Source organism: Amycolatopsis sp. NPDC114505 (genome assembly GCF_055633615.1).
On sequence record NZ_JBVKDV010000007.1, the window covers coordinates 280092 to 299043 of the forward strand.

17 protein-coding genes are annotated in these 18952 nt (G+C 72.4%); 8 read left to right on the forward strand and 9 right to left on the reverse strand.

Annotated features, from left to right (window positions below; translation table 11 throughout):
- Positions 1-12 precede the first annotated feature (12 nt).
- Positions 13-738 carry a dienelactone hydrolase family protein gene (locus ACZ7OU_RS50045; protein WP_470260747.1) on the reverse strand — a complete coding sequence of 242 codons (726 nt, stop codon included), beginning with the start codon at positions 736-738 and terminating at the stop codon, positions 13-15.
- Between the two features lie 27 nt (positions 739-765).
- Between ACZ7OU_RS50045 and ACZ7OU_RS50050 the strand changes: the two genes are divergently transcribed.
- Positions 766-975, forward strand: coding sequence for a hypothetical protein (locus ACZ7OU_RS50050; RefSeq protein ID WP_086863938.1), 210 nt, complete (start codon positions 766-768; stop codon positions 973-975).
- Complete coding sequence (locus ACZ7OU_RS50055; protein ID WP_470260748.1) at positions 972-1715, forward strand: hypothetical protein; 744 nt, start codon at positions 972-974, stop codon at positions 1713-1715. Before ACZ7OU_RS50050 ends, ACZ7OU_RS50055 begins: the two co-directional genes overlap by 4 nt.
- Here the strand turns inward: ACZ7OU_RS50055 and ACZ7OU_RS50060 are convergent.
- Together ACZ7OU_RS50060 and ACZ7OU_RS50065 are read right to left on the reverse strand one after the other, a co-directional pair.
- Positions 1697-1918: a hypothetical protein gene (locus tag ACZ7OU_RS50060; RefSeq protein ID WP_470245628.1), complete on the reverse strand. Its 222-nt coding sequence runs from the start codon at positions 1916-1918 to the stop codon at positions 1697-1699. The genes ACZ7OU_RS50055 and ACZ7OU_RS50060 overlap by 19 nt on opposite strands.
- Before the next feature lie 8 nt (positions 1919-1926).
- A complete protein-coding gene (locus ACZ7OU_RS50065) occupies positions 1927-3051 on the reverse strand; it encodes an inorganic phosphate transporter (protein WP_470260749.1) in 1125 nt (374 codons plus the stop codon).
- 201 nt (positions 3052-3252) lie between these two features.
- On the opposite strand from ACZ7OU_RS50065, the gene ACZ7OU_RS50070 reads away from it, so the two are divergent.
- The 3 genes from ACZ7OU_RS50070 to ACZ7OU_RS50080 all read left to right on the forward strand — a co-directional run bounded on the left by ACZ7OU_RS50070 (position 3253) and on the right by ACZ7OU_RS50080 (position 7293).
- Positions 3253-4686 (forward strand): acyltransferase, encoded by a 1434-nt coding sequence (locus tag ACZ7OU_RS50070; protein WP_470260750.1) that lies wholly within the window; start codon positions 3253-3255, stop codon positions 4684-4686.
- Positions 4683-6290 (forward strand): sialidase family protein, encoded by a 1608-nt coding sequence (locus ACZ7OU_RS50075; protein WP_470260751.1) that lies wholly within the window; start codon positions 4683-4685, stop codon positions 6288-6290. The genes ACZ7OU_RS50070 and ACZ7OU_RS50075 overlap by 4 nt, the downstream gene beginning before the upstream one ends.
- A 136-nt stretch (positions 6291-6426) precedes the next feature.
- On the forward strand, positions 6427-7293 hold the full coding sequence (locus ACZ7OU_RS50080; protein ID WP_470260752.1) for an esterase/lipase family protein: 867 nt from the start codon (positions 6427-6429) through the stop codon (positions 7291-7293).
- Here ACZ7OU_RS50080 and ACZ7OU_RS50085 read toward each other — a convergent pair.
- From ACZ7OU_RS50085 to hutH, 6 genes are all read right to left on the reverse strand, one after another.
- Positions 7277-8434 carry an FAD-dependent oxidoreductase gene (locus ACZ7OU_RS50085; protein WP_470260753.1) on the reverse strand — a complete coding sequence of 386 codons (1158 nt, stop codon included), beginning with the start codon at positions 8432-8434 and terminating at the stop codon, positions 7277-7279. The two genes, ACZ7OU_RS50080 and ACZ7OU_RS50085, sit on opposite strands and share 17 nt — an antisense overlap.
- Before the next feature lie 108 nt (positions 8435-8542).
- The gene (gene hutI / locus ACZ7OU_RS50090; RefSeq protein ID WP_470260754.1) at positions 8543-9688 is read right to left on the reverse strand and encodes an imidazolonepropionase; all 1146 of its coding nucleotides are present in this window, start codon (positions 9686-9688) and stop codon (positions 8543-8545) included.
- Positions 9676-10908, reverse strand: a complete 1233-nt coding sequence (locus tag ACZ7OU_RS50095; protein ID WP_470260755.1) for a formimidoylglutamate deiminase — start codon at positions 10906-10908, stop codon at positions 9676-9678. Before ACZ7OU_RS50095 ends, hutI begins: the two co-directional genes overlap by 13 nt.
- Before the next feature lie 101 nt (positions 10909-11009).
- Positions 11010-12206 (reverse strand): allantoate amidohydrolase, encoded by a 1197-nt coding sequence (locus tag ACZ7OU_RS50100; RefSeq protein ID WP_470260756.1) that lies wholly within the window; start codon positions 12204-12206, stop codon positions 11010-11012.
- On the reverse strand, positions 12203-13864 hold the full coding sequence (hutU, locus tag ACZ7OU_RS50105; protein ID WP_470260757.1) for a urocanate hydratase: 1662 nt from the start codon (positions 13862-13864) through the stop codon (positions 12203-12205). Before hutU ends, ACZ7OU_RS50100 begins: the two co-directional genes overlap by 4 nt.
- Positions 13864-15390: a histidine ammonia-lyase gene (hutH, locus tag ACZ7OU_RS50110; protein WP_470260758.1), complete on the reverse strand. Its 1527-nt coding sequence runs from the start codon at positions 15388-15390 to the stop codon at positions 13864-13866. Before hutH ends, hutU begins: the two co-directional genes overlap by 1 nt.
- An 84-nt stretch (positions 15391-15474) precedes the next feature.
- Here hutH and ACZ7OU_RS50115 point away from each other — a divergent pair, with 84 nt between their 5' ends.
- From ACZ7OU_RS50115 to ACZ7OU_RS50125, 3 genes are all read left to right on the forward strand, one after another.
- A complete protein-coding gene (locus ACZ7OU_RS50115; RefSeq protein ID WP_470260759.1) occupies positions 15475-16257 on the forward strand; it encodes an IclR family transcriptional regulator in 783 nt (260 codons plus the stop codon).
- A gap of 98 nt (positions 16258-16355) precedes the next feature.
- Positions 16356-17573 (forward strand): MFS transporter, encoded by a 1218-nt coding sequence (locus tag ACZ7OU_RS50120; protein ID WP_470260760.1) that lies wholly within the window; start codon positions 16356-16358, stop codon positions 17571-17573.
- A 139-nt stretch (positions 17574-17712) separates the two neighbouring features.
- A complete protein-coding gene (locus ACZ7OU_RS50125) occupies positions 17713-18951 on the forward strand; it encodes a GGDEF domain-containing protein (RefSeq protein ID WP_470260761.1) in 1239 nt (412 codons plus the stop codon).
- Position 18952 lies beyond the last annotated feature (1 nt).

Below are 18952 nucleotides of genomic sequence, written 5' to 3' on the forward strand. Positions count from 1 at the left end.
GCTACAAGCACGTCAGCGGGCCGGACCACTGCCGAAAGTCAAGGTGTCCAGGAAGGCCAGCGTCTGCGGCCAGGACAGCGCGTATGCGTCGGCGTTGACGGTGGTGCCGTGCCGTGAGGAGTCGCTGAAGCCGTGTTCGGCGCCCGGGAAGTGCTGGGTGAACGTCGCGCCGCGCGGCCGGGACTGCAACGCCGTCTGCAGCCGGGCGAACGTCTCGTAGGAGACGACGGTGTCGGCTTCCGGATAGGCGACGAGCACCGGCGCGGCGATCGATGTCGACAAAGCGACCGTGTCGAGGTCGTGGTTCGGCGGCGCCGGCTGACGGATCGTCGGGTGGTACGCGACGACGCCGGAAAGCCGCTGTTCACGGGCAGCGAGCAGAAGCGCGAACCGGCCGCCGAGGCACCAGCCCATGACCCCGGCCGACGTGCAGCCGAGGTCGCCGAGCAGGTGGTCGAGCAACGCCGTCTGCTCCGCCAGCGCGGTCTCGTCCCGCAGTTCGCCCAGCTTCGCGCCGAGGTCCTCGCGGGAGGTGTTGTCGGTGCTCGCGCCGTGGAAGACGTCCCAGGTCAGCGCCGTGATCCCGCGACCGGCCAGCTCGCCGGCCCAGGCCCGGACCTGCTCGCCGATGCCGGTGATCATCGGCAGGAGCAGCATCCCCCGCTCGGACCCACCGGCCGGGCGGGCCAGGTACGCGGAAAGGTCGCCGACACGGACGGTGGACGTCTCGATGCTCATGTCCCGCATGATGCATGATGATCCACCATGGCCGAGCGCACACTCGCCGAACAGTTGGGCGGCTACCTCCCCGAAGGCATCGAGGCCCTCGAAGAGCACGAGCGGCAGGACCTCGCCGACGCGCTGCGCGACGCGCGCAGGCGGCAGGCGAAAGCGCTCGCCGAAGCGGGCGAAGAGGGCCTCCGGTACGTCCCCGCGCTGCTGCGTGGAGCGGTCCGCAAGGCGGTCGGGCTGTGACGAACTACGAAGCCGAAGCCGAGATCCTGAAGCTCGCGCGCGTCCTCGCCGTCGAGCCGGCCCGGCTCGAGTACCTCGCCCGCGTCGACGCCGACGACCTGCGGGCGTTCCGCGAGCAGGTCACCGACACGCTGTTCGACGCGAACATCGCCGTCCTGCAGCGGATGGCGCTGGCCGCGCGGCTGCTGCCCGGCGGGGTGCTCGCCAAGATCGCCGAGAAGGTGTTCGGCCCGCTGCTGTGCGCCCGGATCGCCGGGGTGGTCGACGTCGCGCGCGGCGTCGACGTCGCCAAGCGGCTGCACCCGCGGTTCCTCGCCGAGGTCGCGGCCGAGCTCGACCCGCGGCGCGCGAGCGCGATCATCTCCCGCATCCCCCTCGAAACCGTCCTCGCGGTGGCGAACGAACTGGCGCGCAAGCAGGACTGGATCACCCTCGGCCGGTTCGTCGGGCACCTGCCGGACCCGACCGTGCGGCGGGCCCTCGACGAGATCGACGACCCCGGCCTGCTGCGGATCGCGTTCGTGCTCGACGACAAGAGCCGCATCGACCACGTCGTCGGCCTGCTCCCGGCCCACCGGCTCGGCCGGCTGATCACCGCCGCCGGCGCCGACGAAGACCTGTGGACCCCGGCGCTGGACATGCTGAACCACCTGAGCGCCGAGCGCCGGGGCGCGCTGGCCCCGATGCTCGGCGGGCTCCCGGACGGGCTCCGGGAACGCGCTCAGGCGACGATCAAGTAGATCCCGTAGCCGACGATCGCCGCGCACAGCACGAAGCAGATCACCGCCCCGGCCAGCGGTCCGGTGCCCGAGGCACCCGATTCGCGGGCCGATTCGCGGTGCGAAAGCCCGACTACCCCGAAGGAGAACAGGCTCGTCAGCACGACCACCGAGGCCAGCGCGACGACGAAGACGAGACCGAGGGAACCCCAATCGATGTGCACGGCGCTCCTCAGGCGTTGGCCGGCTGCGCGGCCGGCTCGGACTCGTTGATGGAGTTGGCGTTGACCGGGTTCCGCTTCGACGCGAGGTAGATGCCCACGGCGACGACGACCCCGGCGAGGCCGATCAGGACCGTGCCCCAGGTGCCGAGCGTCGAGACCTCGGCGGCGACCGCGCCGACGATCGCGGCGGCGGGCAGCGTCAGCGCCCAGGCCACGACCATCTTCCCGGCGACGCCCCAGCGGACCTCGGCGAGCCGGCGGCCCAGGCCCGAGCCGATGATGCCGCCCGAGCAGACGTGCGTGGTCGAGAGCGCGAACCCGAGGTGCGCCGAGGTGAGGATGACCGCCGCGGCGCTGGTTTCGGCCGCGAAGCCCTGCGGCGTCTGGATTTCCGTGAGCTTCTTGCCCATCGTCTGGATGATCCGCCAGCCACCGAGGTAGGTGCCCAGCGCGATCGCGGCCCCCGCGGTGAGGATGACCCAGATCGGCGGGTTCGAGCCCGGCGCGAGCGAGCCCGACGCGATCAGCGTCAGCGTGATGACGCCCATGGTCTTCTGCGCGTCGTTGGTGCCGTGGGCGAGCGAGACCAGCGACGCCGACGCGATCTGACCGGCCTTGAAGGTCTTGCCGACGGTCTTTTCCTTGGCCCGGGCGGTGATCCGGTAGACGAGGAAGGTGCCGAGCGTCGCGACGATCCCGGCGACGATCGGCGAGGCGAGCGCGGGGATCAGGACCTTCTCGACGACCTTCCCGAAGTGGACGGCGTCCGAGCCCGAGGCGATCCAGGTGGCGCCGATCAGCCCGCCGAACAGAGCGTGCGACGAGCTCGACGGCAGCCCGATGAGCCACGTCACCAGGTTCCACACGATCGCCCCGACCAGGCCGGCGAAGATGATCACCGGCGTCACCTTGGTGTCGTCGACGATGCCGCCGGAGATCGTCTTCGCGACCTCCACCGAGAGGAACGCGCCGACGAGGTTCAGCACGGCGGACACGGCGACCGCCACCCGCGGTTTCAGCGCGCCGGTGGCGATCGAGGTCGCCATCGCGTTGGCCGTGTCGTGGAAGCCGTTGGTGAAGTCGAAGGCCAGTGCCGCGACGATCACCACCAGCACGATGAGTGAGAAGTCCATGGCGGCCCTCTTCCGATGCCGGAGACGGTTCGTTAGCAACGCTACTGATCAACAAGACGCGCTCCGATCCCTGTCGTGTGACGGCTCCCTGAACTTCGGATGAACCGAGGTGGGGACAGCCCCACCCCGGACCCGGTGGTCTGGCCCAGTGCCCCCGGCCGATTCGCCTGCGACCGTCGATGCCGGACGAAAGGGGCAGCGATGAACAAGCTCGGGTGGGCGGTCGTCGCGACGGTGGCGTCGGCGGTGTTGTTCTTCTTCGGCACGGGATTGGACCCGGTGCCCGAGCTCGCCTGGCTCGCGCCGCTGCCGATCCTCCTGCTCGCCCCGCGCGTCCCCGGCGCGGCCGCGCTCGGCTGCGCGTTCGTCGCCTACCTCGCCGGCAGCTCCGGCAGCTGGAGCTACTTCTGGCACTCCCTGGCGGTTCCCCGGCCGGCCGCGCTCGCGATCCTCGGCGGCAGCGCGCTGCTGTTCGCACTGGCCGTCGGGCTGTTCCGGCCGCTGGTCCGGCGCGGCCACGGTTTTCTGGCCGCCTTCGCCGCACCCGCGTTGTGGACCGCCGCGCTCTACGTCGTCTCGCTGCTCAACCCGACCGGGCTCATGGGCACCCTGATGACCACCCAGGCCGACCGGCCGGACGTCGTGCGGATCGCCGCGGTGACCGGCGGCTGGGGCGTGGAGTTCCTGGTGCTGTTCGTCCCGGCCGCCGTGGCCGCCGCGCTCGCGCCCCGCGTCCGCGGCCTGGCCCGGCTGACCGGGCTGGTCGCCGTGGCCGCCGCGCTGGGCGCACTCGTCTTCTGGAACGTGCCGGCGCCCACCGGCCCGTCGACGCGGATCGCCCTGGTCGCGCCGGGGCAGAACCGCTGGGCGGTCGACGTCGCCACGCCGGACGGCCAGGCGCTCGTCCGGTCCTATGTGGACCAGATCGGCCGGCTGCCGGACGGCGTCCGGGCCGTCGTGCTCCCGGAAGCCGCCTTCGCGGTCGACCAGGCCAGCCGCCCGCGCCTCGTCGACGCCTTCACCGAGGTCGCCCGGGTCCGCGGTCTCGACGTCGTCACCGGCGTCCTCGACACCACCCCCGAAGGCCGGTTCAACGCCGCTCTGGCCATTCCGCCGTCCGGCGCTCCGGTCGAATACCGCAAGTGGCACAACGGGGATTCGCCGAACCTCGCGTCCGGCACCGAGCTCGTGCGCCTCGCCGGGATCGGGCTCATGGTGTGCATGGACGTCAACTTCGCCGACCCCAGCGGCGAATACGGCGAAGCCGGGACCGGCCTCGTGCTCATCCCGGCGTCCGACGAGGACGTCGACGGCTGGGAACACAGCCGCACGGCGCTGATCCGCGGCGTCGAGAACGGGTTCTCGGTCGCGTGGAGCGCCGCCCGCGGCACGCCGATGCTCGCGGACGCCGGCGGCCACGTCCTGGCCGACGCCCACACCGGCGGCAGCCCGTTCACGGTGGTCGTCGCCGACGTCCCGCTCGGCCCGGGCCACACGCCCTACGCCCGCTTCGGCGACTGGTTCGCGTGGCTCTGCGGCCTGGTTGCCTCGATCGGAGTAGTCGTGACGCTGTTCGGGCGAACCGGGGAAAAGGCGAGCACCCCCGCCGGGCCCGCCGCTACGGTCGGTCCATGACCTTGCGGCAACCCGACAGCCCCAGCGGCGTCACCCGGACCGTCCGGCCGGCCAAGCCGACCATCGCTTATGGACAGGACACCCAGCACTCGGCGTTCCCCAGCGTGACCCGGCTGCCGGACGGCACTTTGTACGCCGTCTTCCGCCAGGGCAGCAACCACTACGTCAGCCGCGACGGCTTCCTGCGCGCCACCTCGAGCCCCGACCAGGGCCGGACGTGGTCCGCGCCGGCGACCATCGTCGCCGCGTCCGCGGGCACCGACTACCGCGACCCGTCGGTGTCGCTCAGCCGCGCCGGCACCACGCTCTACCTGACCTACTTCAAGGGCACGACCTCGGTCAACGCCGCCGGCTCGTTCTTCCGCTCCTCGACCGACAGCGGCGCGACGTGGAGCGCCGAGACGCGGATCGACGCGAGCCTGCCGTCGTCGGCGATCACCGCGCCGGTCGTCCAGCTCCCCGACAACTCCCTGCTGGCCACGCACTACTCGAAGAGCTCCGGCGACACGTTCGACTCGGTCTGGCTGGCCCGCTCGACCGACAACGGCGGCACGTGGACGTCGACGAAGCTTGTCAACGGCCAGACCGCCGGCCGCGACTACCAGGAGCCGTATCTGGTGCAGCGGGACAACGCGCTGTTCCTGACGTTCCGCTGGGGCAACAACGCCTCGATCGGGGCGGCCCTGTCGACCGACAACGGCACCACCTGGTCCACCCCGGCCGCGGCGTTCGCCGGCAGCGGCCGGCCGTCGTCGGTGTGGCTGGCCGACGACACGATCGTTGTCTACGTGCGCGACGCGTCCCGCCGGTTCGCGGTGCGAGGCACGCGCGACCGCGGCACGACGTGGCTGCCGCCGGTCGTCGTCCAGACGCCGCCGAAGGGCGGGATGTCGACGTACGCGTCGATGCTGGAGACGACGCCGGGTCAGGTCTTCACGGTGCTGGCCGCCGAGGACTCGACGAGCACGGAATCGCGGCTGGCGTTCACGTACCTCGGCAGCGGGGCGCAGACGACGCCGCTCGGGTCCATCCCCGGCGAGCGGGACGCGGCCTGGTCGAACTACGACCAGCTCGTGCTGGGCACGACGTTCCAGCAGCCGAACGGCGGCCTCCCGATCCCGTGGTGGACGGGCAACGGCGCGGTGACGGTGACCGACGGAGTGCTGCGCTCGGCCAGCGCCGACAACGTCGCCGACCACGCGGTCCTCGAGACCAGCAGCGCGGACCACCGCGTCGAGGCCGACTTCGCGTGGACGGGCCAGGCCGGGTTCGGCCTGTTCCTGCGCTACACCGACTCGGGGAACTACCTGCTGTTCACGGCCGAGACCGGAGGGGCGAACCTCCGGGTCTACAAGGCGATCAGCGGCACGTTGACGCAGCTGGCGATCGTGACGGGCAAGCCGGTCAACGCGGGCGGATTCCACACTCTGGCGGCGGCCGTCCGCTCCGGCACGGTGACGGCCGCGGTCAACGGCGAGACGCTGATCCACTTCGACCTGTCCGCGGGCGACAACTCGGCGCTCAGCGGGACGGCGGCCGGGGTGAAGGTCAACGAGCAGGCCGGCGGCACGAACCAGTGTCGCCGGGTGGTGATCACCACCTGAGCTCCACGGCCGGGGATGATTGTGACGAGTCACAATCATCCCCGGTCATCTCTGAGCGTTCTCCCAGGTCGCTTCCAGCGGTATGTGACAGACCATGATCTGCATCACCTACTGACGGGTAACTGGAGGCAACGGAATGCGGGTCACCAACGGCGGTGTCAAGCGAATCCTGGCCGTGCTCGCCGCGGCGCTCACCTTCGGCGCGGTCGCGCCATCGATCGCCGAAGCGGCACCGAGCAGCGGCTGGAACGACTGGGGCTGCCGTCCGTCGGCCGCGCACCCGGAGCCCGTCGTCCTCGTGCACGGCCTCGGTGCCAACGACACCGTCAACTGGTTCTTCCACGCTCCGAAGATCGCCGCCCAGGGCTACTGCGTCTTCTCGCTGACCTACGGCACCGGCATCCTCGGCCCGGGCGTCGGCGGGCTCGCGTCGATGCGGGACAGCGCCGCGCAGCTCGGCCGGTTCGTCGACCGGGTGCGGTCCGCGACCGGCGCCGCGAAAGCCGACATCGTCGGCCACTCCGAGGGCAGCACCATGCCCGCGTACTACCTGAAGTACGGCGGCGGTGCCGCGAAGGTCGCGCACTTCGTCGGCTTCGGCGCGAACTACCGCGGCACCACGCTCGGCGGCCTCGACAAGCTGGCGAAAGCCCTGCTCACGACCGTGCCCGGGCTGGGCCTGGTCCTGAAGACCGCCTGCGGCTCCTGCACGGAGTACCTGGCGCCGTCGGCCTTCCTGGACGACCTCGCCCGCGGCGGCGTGCACGTTGCGGGGCCGTCCTACACGAGCATCGTCAGCAAGTACGACGAGGTCGTCACGCCCTACACCAGCGGCATCCTGAACGAGCCGGGCGCGACGGACATCGTGCTGCAGGACTTCTGCCCGTCCGACGCCTCGGGTCACCTGAGCCAGGCGATCGACCCCAACGTCACCGGCCTGATCCTGCACGCGCTGGACTCGTCCTACACGCCGAAGTGCACCCCGTTCACGCTTCCGCTGTGAGCGGGTTCTGCCCGAGGAACCGGCGTCCGTTTTCGGCGGACTCCCGGACGGCGTCGAAGCCGTACTCCACCATCGCGGACTCGTAAGCCGCCACGGCCTCGAGCTGCGGAGCCCCGGCCAGCGCGGACGCCAGCGCCGCACCGTCGCGCAACGCGGTGTTGGCGCCCGCGCCGCCGGCCGGGCTCATCGCGTGGATCGCGTCGCCGACGAGCGTCACCCGCGACGGTTCCCACGGCCCGATCGGCACGCTCGTGCGGATCGGCTGCGGGAACGTCGCGGGGACGTCCCAGTGCTCGACCATCGCGCGGGCCAGCGGGTGCCAGTCTTCGACCAGCCCGAGCGCGACCTTCCGCAGGTCGTCCGGGGTCATCGCGGCCAGCTCCGCCTCGGTGTGGCCGACGACTTCCCAGCGCGCGCCGACCGAGCACGTCATGTACGGCTCGCCGTCGCGCAGCTCCAGATCGGGCACCAGGCGCGCGCACGCGCCAGCTACCGACTCGGGGTAGTCGACCGGCGCGAACCCCACCATCGTCCGGTCCGGGCCGACCATCATGGTGAAGATCGCGAACATCTCCGGGTCGAACAACCGCCGGGTGGCCGGGGTCAGCGGGATCCGGCCGTACAGGTGCACGAGCCCGGCGTCGACGACCTCGGCGTGCGGGAGGTACTGCCGCCGCACCGGCGAGTTGATCCCGTCCGCGCCGACCAGCAGCGTGCCCCGGGCCGACGTCCCGTCGGCGAAGTGCGCGGTCACCCCGTCCACGTCGGTCTCGTAGTGCGTGAACTGCTTGCCGTACGCGACTTCCTGGCCGTGCAGCAGGATCTGCCGCAGCGTGAAGCGGTTGATGTTGAGGTGCGTGCCCTCGTCTTCCAGGCGCGTGAGCAGCCGCAATCGCTCGTCGTAGATGTTGGTGTGCGGCCGCGCCCGGCCCGCGGTGGCGCGGAAGAGCTCGTGCAGCTCGGGACGCAGCACCGCGCGCAACGCCGAATCGCCGTCGCCGCCGATGTGCAGCCGGTAACCCTGCTTGCGCGCGCCGGGCGACTCGTCGCGTTCGTGGACCTGGCAGGGGATTCCGGCTCGGCGCAGGCCCTGCGCGAGGCACAGGCCACCCAGACCGGCACCGATGATGATCACGGACACAGCTGTCCCTTCGTCACGGATGAGGAAGGGACGCACAGGTAAGCCTGCTTGCGCTTGCCCGGACTAACCCATACCGGACTGTGTCTTCGCGCGTCCTCGGTTCCGACGTTAGCGCACGCGATCCCCGGCGCGCCACACCGACTTCGTCAGCGGCACTCCCGGCCGGTAGGCCAGGTGCGTCACCGACGGCGCGTCGAGCACGTGGACGTCCGCCCGCGCGCCGGGCCGCAGGAAGCCCACGTCGTCGCGGCGCAACGCCTTCGCGCCGCCCGCCGTCGCCGACCAGACGGCCTCTTCGATCGTCATGCGCATCTGCAGCACGGCCGTCGCGACGCAGAACGCCATCGACGTCGTGTACGAGCTGCCCGGGTTGGCGTTGCTGGCGAGCGCGACCGTCGCGCCCGCGTCGAGCAGCCGCCGCGCCGGCGCCAGGGACTGCCTCGTCGACAAATCGCACGCGGGCAGCAAAGTCGCGACGGTATCCGACGCGGCCAGTGCTTCGACATCGGCGTCCGAAAGGTACGTGCAGTGGTCGACGCTCGCCGCGCCGAGCTCCACCGCGAGCCGCACGCCGGGCCCCTCGCCGAGCTGGTTGCCGTGCACGCGCAGGCCGAGCCCGCGCCCGGCGGCGGCCTTCAGCACCCGCGACGACTGGGCCTCGTCGAACGCGCCGGTCTCGCAGAAGACGTCCGCCCAGCGCACGCTCTCCGCGACGGCGTCGAGCATTTCACCGCACACCAGGTCCACATAGGACTCCGCGTCGGCACCCGGCGGTACCAGGTGCGCGCCGAGGAATGTGACCTCGTCGGCGACCTCCGCGGCGATCCGCGCGCTTCGCGCTTCGTCGGCGACCGTGAGGCCGTAGCCCGTCTTGGTCTCCAGGCAGGTCGTCCCCTGCTGAGCCGCTTCCTCGACGTGACGACGCAGGTTCGCCGCCAGCTGCTCGTCGGACGCCTCCCGCGTCGCGCCGACCGTGATCGCGATTCCGCCTGCCGTGTAGGGCTTTCCGGCCATCCGCGCCTCGAACTCGGCGGTGCGGTCGCCGGCGAAGACGAGGTGCGTGTGGCTGTCGACCCAGCCGGGCAGCACCGCGCGGCCCTCGACGTCGACGCGCTCGTCGGCGTCCGGCGCCTGGGCGGCGGGGCCTGCCCACGCGATCTGGGCGCCGTCGATGACGAGCGCGGCGTCGGTGAGCCGGCCCAGTCCGGCGTCGTTCGTGGTGAGCTCGCCGATACCCGTGATCAGGACTGCCACAGTGCCTCGATCTCCTTCGCCAGAACGGTTTCCGGTCGCTCGACCAGCTGGTGTTGACCTTCCCGCACGACCTCGCGGCCCGCCACGACGACGTGCCGGACGTCGGCGCCGGACGCCGCGAACAGGACCCCGGACGGCTCGATCCCGGCCGTCCGGACCGAGTCCAGGCCGACCGTGACGAGGTCCGCGCCCTGCCCGGCGGAAAGCGAGCCGACCTCGGACCAGCCGACGGCCGCGTGATCGGTGCCCGCTTCGAGGAGCTCCTCGGCGGTGAAGCGGCCGCGTTCCTCGCTGGCCAGGCGGTCGTCCAGCTCCAGCGCGCGCGTCTCCTCGAAGGCGTCGACGACGGCGTTGGAGTCGCTGCCGACGCTCAACCGGCACCCGGCGTCCCGCAGGGCGCGGGCCGGGCCGATGCCGTCGCCGAGGTCGCGTTCGGTCGTCGGGCAGAAGCACGCTCGCGCGACGCTCAGCCGGTCGATGTCCGACGCGGTCAGGTGGGTGGCGTGCACGGCGACCAGCCGGTCGGTCAGCACGCCGTGGTCGTGCAGCAGCTCGGTGGGCGTGCGGCCGTAGGCGGCCTGGCACTGCTCGTTCTCGGCGCGCTGCTCGGAAAGGTGGACGTGCACGACCCGCGCACTGTCCACAGTTGACAGTTCGGCCGCCGGAACCGCTCGCACCGAGTGGATCGCGGCGCCGACGCGGAACAGTTCGTCTTCCTTCAGCTCCGCCACACGCGAGGCCCAAGCCGAAGCCGAGCCGTCGGAGAACCGCCGCTGGACCTCGTCCGGCTCGACGCCGATGCCGCCCGCGAGGTAACACGTGTCGAGGAGCGTCAGCCGGATCCCGGCGTCCGCCGCGGCCCGGCGCAGGGCCTCCCCCATCGCGTTCGGGTCGGCGTACGGCTTCCCGCCGGGCGCGTGGTGCAGGTAGTGGAACTCCCCGACGCTCGTGTAACCGCCGAGGACCATTTCGGCGTAGACCCCGCGCGCCAGCCGGTAGTACGTGTCGGGGTCGAGCCGCGCGGCCAGCGCGTACATCCGCTCGCGCCACGTCCAGAACGTGCCGCGCTCGTGGTGCGTCCGGCCGCGCAGGGCGCGGTGGAAGGCGTGCGAATGCCCGTTCGCGAACCCCGGCAACGTCAGTCCATTCAGGACTACACCGCCTCGAGGCGCACCCACGGTCACCGACGTGATCCGGCCGTCCGAGACGTCGATCCGCACCGCGGAAGCGATTCCGCCGGGCAGCCAGGCCTGTTCGCACCAGAAAACTGTCGGTGCCGGGCGGTAGGCTGGAAACGGGGGGCGCCCCCGCGGGCCGGAGGTCATCGCGCCAGCCGTTCCAGCACCGTGGCCAGCGCAGCGGCGCCGGCCTCGACGTCGCCGGACTCGGCGAACTCCTCCGGCGAGTGGCTGATCCCGGTCGGGTTGCGCACGTAGAGCATCCCGGACGGGACGAACCCGGCGAGGATCGCCGCGTCGTGGCCGGCGCCGGTCGGCAGCTCCGGCGGCGCGCCGAGCCAGCCGCCGAGGTCGCGGCGCAGCGCGTCGTCGAACACGACATCGTCCGAATAGGACTCCCGCGTCACCTGGACCCGGCAGCCTTCCTCGGCCGCGGCGGCGGAGGCGGCCCGGCTGATCTCGCCGACCAGCTCGGGCGTTCCCGAGCCCGGCACCCGCGCGTCGAGCCAGAGGTCCACTGTGGACGCGATGACGTTGGTGCCGCCGGGGGTCGGCACGAGCCGGCCGACGGTCGCCCGCGCGTCCGGCACCTTCGCGGCCAGCCGCCGGACGGCGGTGACCGTCGCGGCCGCGGGCAGCATCGGGTCGGCCCGGTCCGCGATGAGCGTCGCGCCGGCGTGGTTTCCCTGCCCCTCGAAGGAGAACCGCCACCGCCCGTGCGCGATCACCGTGCTGCCGACGGCCACCGGCGCACCGAGGTCGACGAGCCCGCGCCCCTGCTCGACGTGCAGCTCGACGAACCGGCCGATCCGGTCGAGCCGCTCCGCGTCGGGCCCGATCCGAGCCGGGTCGAAGCCGGCCTTCGCGGCCGCTTCCGCGAACGTGACGCCGTCGGCGTCCCGCAGGCCGCGCGCCTTGTCGGCGTCGATGGTGCCGGTGAGCAGCCGCGAGCCGAGGCACGGGACGCCGAACCGGCCGCCCTCCTCCTCGGCGAAGACCACGATGGCGAGCGGCTTTCCCGGCCGGAACCCTTTGGCTTGCAAGGCTTCCACGGCGGCCAGCGCGCTCGTGACACCGAGCGGACCGTCGAACGCGCCACCACCGGGCACCGAGTCGAGGTGGCTGCCGGTGACGACGGCGTTGCGTCCCGGCGGCCCCCACCAGGCCCAGATGTTGCCGTTGCGGTCGGTCTCGACGTCCAGTTCGAGCCCCAGCGCGCGCTCGACGAACCACGCGCGCAGGTCCTGCTCCGGCCCGTCGAAGGCGTGCCGGGAGTAACCGCCGCGCTTCGGGTCGCGCCCGACGTCGTCGATCTCGGCGAGCAGCCCGGAGGTCGTCACGCCTGGTCCCGCATCGGCACCCGCACGCCGCGTTCGTCGGCCACGTCGTTCGCGCGGTCGTACCCGGCGTCGACGTGGCGGATGACACCCATGCCCGGGTCGTTGGTGAGCACGCGCTCCAGCTTCTGCGCGGCCAGCGGCGTCCCGTCGGCGACGCTGACCTGCCCGGCGTGGATCGAGCGGCCCATGCCGACGCCGCCGCCGTGGTGGATCGACACCCAGCTGGCGCCCGACGACGTGTTGACCAGCGCGTTCAGCAGCGGCCAGTCGGCGATCGCGTCGGAGCCGTCGGCCATGCCCTCGGTCTCGCGGTACGGCGAGGCGACACTGCCGGAGTCGAGGTGGTCGCGGCCGATGACGACCGGCGCCTTCAGCTCGCCACTGGCGACCATCTCGTTGAACCGCAGGCCGGCCAGGTGCCGCTCGCCGTAGCCGAGCCAGCAGATCCGCGCCGGCAGGCCCTGGAACGCCACGCGCTCGCCGGCCAGCTTGATCCAGCGGGCGAGGGATTCGTTCTCCGGGAACAGTTCCAGCATCGCGCGGTCGGTCGCGGCGATGTCCTCGGGGTCACCGGAGAGCGCGGCCCAGCGGAACGGGCCGTTGCCCTCGCAGAACAGCGGGCGGATGTAGGCGGGCACGAAGCCGGGGAAGTCGAACGCGCGCTCGCAGCCGCCCAGCTTCGCCTCGCCACGCAGGGAGTTGCCGTAGTCGAAGACCTCGGCGCCCTTGTCGAGGAAGCCGAGCATCGCGTCGACGTGGTCGGCCATCGACTCGCGCGAGCGGTCGGTGAACTCGTCGGGCTTCTTCGCCGCGTAGTCGTGCCAGTCGTCGACGCTGACACCCTTGGGCAGGTACGAAAGCGGGTCGTGCGCGGAAGTCTGGTCGGTGACGATGTCGACCTCGACGTCGCGGCGCAGCAGCTCCGGCAGCACCTCGGCGGCGTTGCCGACGACGGCGACCGACAGCGGCCGCTTCTCCTGCTTCGCCTTGGTGACGCGGGCGATCGCGTCGTCCAGGTTGTCGGCGACCTCGTCGAGGTAGCGCGTCTCGACGCGGCGGTGCGCGCGCTGCGGGTCGCACTCGATGACCAGCGCGACGCCGTCGTTCATGGTCACGGCGAGGGGCTGCGCGCCGCCCATGCCGCCGAGGCCGGCGGTCACCGTCAACGTCCCGCGCAGCGACCCGCCGAACTTCTTCTTCGCGACGGCGGCGAACGTCTCATACGTGCCCTGGAGAATGCCCTGGGTGCCGATGTAGATCCACGACCCGGCCGTCATCTGGCCGTACATCGTCAGGCCCTGCTGCTCGAGGCGGCGGAACTCCGGCCAGGTCGCCCAGTCACCGACCAGGTTCGAGTTGGCGATGAGCACGCGCGGCGCCCACTCGTGCGTGCGGAACACGCCGACCGGCTTGCCGGACTGCACGAGCAGCGTCTCGTCGACCTCGAGCGAGGTCAGTTCGCGGGTGATGGCGTCGAAGCTGGCCCAGTTGCGGGCGGCCTTGCCGGTGCCGCCGTAGACGACCAGGTCCTCGGGCCGCTCGGCGACGTCGGGGTCGAGGTTGTTGTGGAACATCCGCAGCGCGGCTTCGGTCTGCCACGACTTGGCGGTGAGCTGGGTGCCGCGGGCGGCACGGACTACGCGGGGCTCGTGGTTCATCAGACCTCCAGACGGGCGGCGTCGAGGACGGCGCCGGAGCGGACGAGTTCTTCGGCGGCCGCGATCTCGGGCGCCAGGTGGCGGTCGGGGCCGGGGCCCGCGACCTTCGTGCGGAGCAGGTCGCGGACGCGGCCGGTGACCGGCGACGGCTCCAGCGGCGCGCGGAAGTCCAGCGCCCGGGCCGCCGTCAGCAGCTCGATGGCCAGCACCGTGGTCAGGCCGTCGACGGCCTTGCGCAGCTTCCGCGCGGCCGACCAGCCCATGGAGACGTGGTCCTCCTGCATGGCGCTGCTCGGGATGGAGTCGACGGACGCGGGCACGGCCAGCCGCTTGAGCTCGCTGACGATCGCGGCCTGCGTGTACTGGGCGATCATGTGGCCGGAGTCGACGCCGGGGTCGTCGGCGAGGAACGGCGGCAGGCCGTGCGAGCGGGCCTTGTCGAGCATCCGGTCGGTGCGGCGCTCGGCGATGCTGGCGACGTCGGCGACCGGGATGGCCAGGAAGTCCAGCACGTACGCGACGGGCGCGCCGTGGAAGTTGCCGTTGGACTCGACGCGGCCGTCTGCGAGGACGACGGGATTGTCCACAGCGGACCGGAGTTCCCGGTCGCCGACGAGCTCGGCGTGGGTGAGGCTGTCGCGCGCGGCGCCGTGGACCTGCGGGGCGCAGCGCAGCGAGTAGGCGTCCTGGACGCGGTTGCAGTCCGGGCCGCGGTGGCTCTCGACGATCTTCGAGCCCTGCAGCGCCGCCCACATCCGCGCGGCGGACGTGGCCTGACCGGGGTGCGGCCGGAGGGCCTGGAGGTCGGCGGCGAACGCGCGGTCGGTGCCCAGCAACGCCTCGACGCTCATCGCGGCGGTGATGTCCGCGATGTCGAACAGCCGGTGCAGGTCGGCGGCGGCGAGCAGGAGCATGCCGAGCATGCCGTCGGTGCCGTTGGTGAGGGCGAGGCCCTCCTTCTCCGCGAGGACGACCGGCTCGATGCCGGCGTCCTTCAGCGCTTCTTCCGCTTTCACGATCGCGCCGCGGTACTCGACTTCGCCTTCGCCCATGAGCGCGAGCGCGACGGCGGCGAGGGGCGCGAGGTCACCGGAGCAGCCGAGCGAGCCGTACTCGTGGACGATCGGGGTGATCCCGGCGTTGAGCAGGGCCGCAAGCGTTTGCGCGGTGCCCGGGCGGACGCCCGTGTACCCGCTGGCGAGGGTCCGCAGCCGCAGCAGCATCAGCCCGCGGACGACCTCGGTCTCGACGGCGGGCCCGGCCCCGGCGGCGTGCGAGCGGATCAGGCTGCGCTGCAGCGCGGTCCGGCTCTCGACGGGGATGTGACGGGTGGCGAGCGCGCCGAAGCCGGTCGAGACGCCGTAGGTGGGCGTGACGGCGTGGGCGAGGTCTTCGATGTGCTGGCGGGTGGCGACGAGGTTCTTCTCGGCCGCGTCCGTGAGCCCGACCGGCGCGTGGCCGCGGACGACGTCGACGACCTGGGCGGCGGTCAGGGGTTCCGGGCCCAGGAGCACTTTTTCCGGCATGGGCTCATTGGACACGGCGTTTCCCGCTGGTGGGATGCCTCAACGAGTGGTTTCGTCTGGGATCCCAGACATTAGGCTCGGGTCATGGGCGAGAGCAGCAAGGTGCCGGCGTTGCGCCGCGGCTTGGCGGTGCTGAGCCTGCTGGCCACGCGCCCGGGCCCGGTGACCGCGGCGGCGATCGCGCGCGAAGCGGGACTCCCCCGCTCGACGACGTACCACCTGCTCAGCGAGCTGGAGGCGGCCGGGTTCGTCGTCCACCTGCCCGCGGAACGCCGCTACGGCCTCGGCATCGCGGCCTTCGAGCTGGGCTCGGCCTACCTCCGGCACGACCCCCTCGAACGGCTGGCCGGGCCGCTGCTGCGCAAGCTCGTCGACCGCGCCGGCCACACCGCGCACCTGGGCGTCCTGCACGGCAACGAGTCGCTGTACCTGATCAAGGAGCGCCCGGCCCGGCCGGAGACGCTGGTGACCGAGGTCGGCGTCCGGCTGCCGGCCCAGCTGACGGCGTCCGGCCGCGCGATCCTGCGCCACCTGCCGGCCCCGCACGTCCGGGCGTTGTTCCCGTCGCCGTCGTCGTTCGTCCTCCGCACCGGCCGCGGCCCGCACACCCTCGCCGACCTGCGCCGGACGTTGACGGCGGAGCGCCGGCTCGGCTGGTCGGTCGAGGACGGCCACGTGACGGCGGGGTTCGCCTCGGTGGCGGCCCCGGTCTTCGACCACGGCGCCCGCCCGCTGGCGGCGATCAGCGTGACCCTGCGCCACCACTGCGCCGCCGACCCGTGCACGGAGACGTGGCCGGACCTGGCGGCCGAGGTGGCGGCGACGGCGGCCGAGCTGACCAGCCGCATCGGCGGCCACCCGGGCTGACCCGCTGCTGCGATCGGGGCAACTGTCACCGAACGGCTCGATTCCACTCCGCTGGGTTATTACCGTGGCTGACAGGGGTTTCGAGGGGACGTCGGCTGATGGACGACGCACGGGTGACGCGCGTGGGGTTCGGCGCGGTCCTGGCCGTCGCCGAGTTCCGCGCGATGTGGGTCGCCGAACTGCTGTCCATCTGCGGGGACCAGCTCGCCCGCGTCGCGCTCGCCGTCCTCGTCTACCAGCGCACCGGCTCGGCGGCCCTGACCGGCCTGACCTACGCCCTGACGTACGTGCCCTCGCTGCTCGGCGGCATCCTCCTGGCCGGCGCGGGCGACCGGTGGCCGCGCCGGGACGTCATGGTCGTCACCGATCTGGCCCGCGCCGCGCTGGTCGCCGTCATCGCGGTCCCCGGCGTTCCGCTCTGGGTGCTGTGCGTGCTGGTCGCGGTGATGACGGCGCTGGGCGGGCCGTTCAAGGCGGCGCAGCAGGCGCTGCTGCCCTCGGTGCTCGAAGGCGAGCGCTACCTGCTCGGGATGGCCCTGCGGAACGTGACGATCCAGGGCGCGCAGCTGGCCGGGTTCGCCGGCGGCGGGCTGCTGATCGCCGCGCTCGCGCCGTCCGCGGCACTGGCGCTGGACGCGGTGACGTTCGTGCTCTCGGCGGCGTTCCTGGTCACCGGCGTGCGCCGCCGGGCGGCGGTGGCGCAGGCGGTCCGGCCCGCCTGGCTGTCGACGACGTCCGCGGGGATCCGGCTGATCTGGCGCGACCCGGCGTTGCGGACGCTGGTGGCGCTGAACTGGCTGGCCGGCTTCTACGTCGTGCCGGAGGCGCTGGCCGCGCCGTACGCGGCCGGGATCGGCGCGGGCGCGGCGCTGGTGGGGCTGCTCATGGCGGCGGACCCGGCGGGCAGCGTGCTGGGCGGCGTCGTGTTCGGGAAGTGGATCCCGGAACGCGCGCAGGTCCGTGTGCTGGGCTGGCTCGGGATCGCGGCCGGGCTACCGCTGGTCCTGTTCGTCTTCCGGCCGGGGCTGGTGCTGTCGGTGGTGCTGCTGGCGGCGTCCGGGCTGCTGGCCACCGGCTACAACATCCAGGGCACGGTCTCGTTCATGCGCCGGGTGCCCGACGAGCACCGCGCGCAGTGCGCGGGCGTGAACTCGGCGGGGCTGATCACCGTGCAGGGCGTCGGCGCGGCCGCGGCAGGCGCGCTCGCCGACGTGCTGAGCCCGGCCCACACCATCGCCGCGGCCGGGGCGGCGGGTGCCGCGGTGGCCGTGCCGATCGCGAGGGCGTGGCGCCGGGTCGGGCTGGAGGAACCATGACCTCAGTTGTCGCGTCCGCACATGGCGCGCCTCCCTCCGGCACTCCGGGCCGGCCCGGCTCCGTCACCGGCCGGACACCATGAGTATGCGGACCGGCGCCGGGACCCCGCGCGGCGGACCACGCTTTCGTGACGTCCTCGTGGCTCCACGGCGCTGGGCGCTGTGGAGCCAAAGTCCGCGGGTGATCGTCTACTGCCTGCTGAGCGAGGCGGTGGCGGTGGTGCTGACGCTGCGCCCGTTCCCGGTCGCGGTGGACCGCCGGACGCTGCTGATCCTCGCGGTGCTGCTGGTCCTGGGCGTGGTGCAGTCGGAGACGGGCCGCCGGGTCGAGCGCATCCGCCGCCGGGTGTCGGGGACCCCGCACATCAACATGACGTCGGTGTGGACGTTCGCCGGCGTCCTGCTGCTGCCCCCGTCGCTGCTGGCGGTGCTGGTCTGCGGCCTGTACGCGCACCTGGCGGTCCGCAGCTGGTACCGCCTGCAGCGGGTGCCGGTGTCGAGGACGGTCAGCAACGCGGCCATCATCCTGCTCTCGTGCTACGCGGCCCAGGCGGTCATGCGGGTCTCCGGTGCACCGGACGTGCGCTCGGCTTTCACGCACGGCTGGGCCGGAACGTTCGCGATCGCGGCGGCCGGAGCGACGTTCTTCCTGGTGAACGCGCTGCTGGTGCTCCCGGCCCGCCGTGAGATCGGCCGCACCCCGGAGGCGCTGTTCGGCACGTGGTCGGACAACGGCCTGGAGGTGGCGACGCTCTGCCTGGGCGCGTTGAACGCCGTGGCCCTGGCCATGCTGCCGGGCCTGGTGGTGCTGGTGCTCCCGCCGTTGCTGCTGTTGCACCGGACGGTGCTGGTGAAGCAGCTGGAGGTGGCGGCCCACCGCGACGAGAAGACGGGCCTGTACAACACGAGCGGCTGGCACTCCCTGGCCGAGCGAACCCTCTCGGGCGCCGCCCGTCAGCAAACGACGTTCGGCCTGCTGATGCTGGACCTCGACCACTTCAAGCAGGTGAACGACACGTACGGCCACCTGGCGGGCGACGCGGTGCTCAAAGCGGTGGCCGAGGCGATCATCGCAGCGGTCCGAGGCCGAGGCGACGCGGTAGGCCGCTTCGGCGGCGAAGAGTTCGTGGTGCTGTTGCCGGGCATCGCCCACCCGGACATCGGAGCGGTGGCGGAGCGCATCCGCCGAGCCGTCACCGCCCTGAAGGTCCCGGTGGGCCAGCTGTCGATCACGGGCTTGTCGACATCGATAGGCATGGCGGTCTACCCGAAGGCAGGAACCTCACTACAACGCCTGCTGGACGCGGCGGACACGGCCCTCTACCACGCAAAAGCAACCGGCCGGAACAAGGTGGTCCACGTAGCGGACCTGGTGTAGA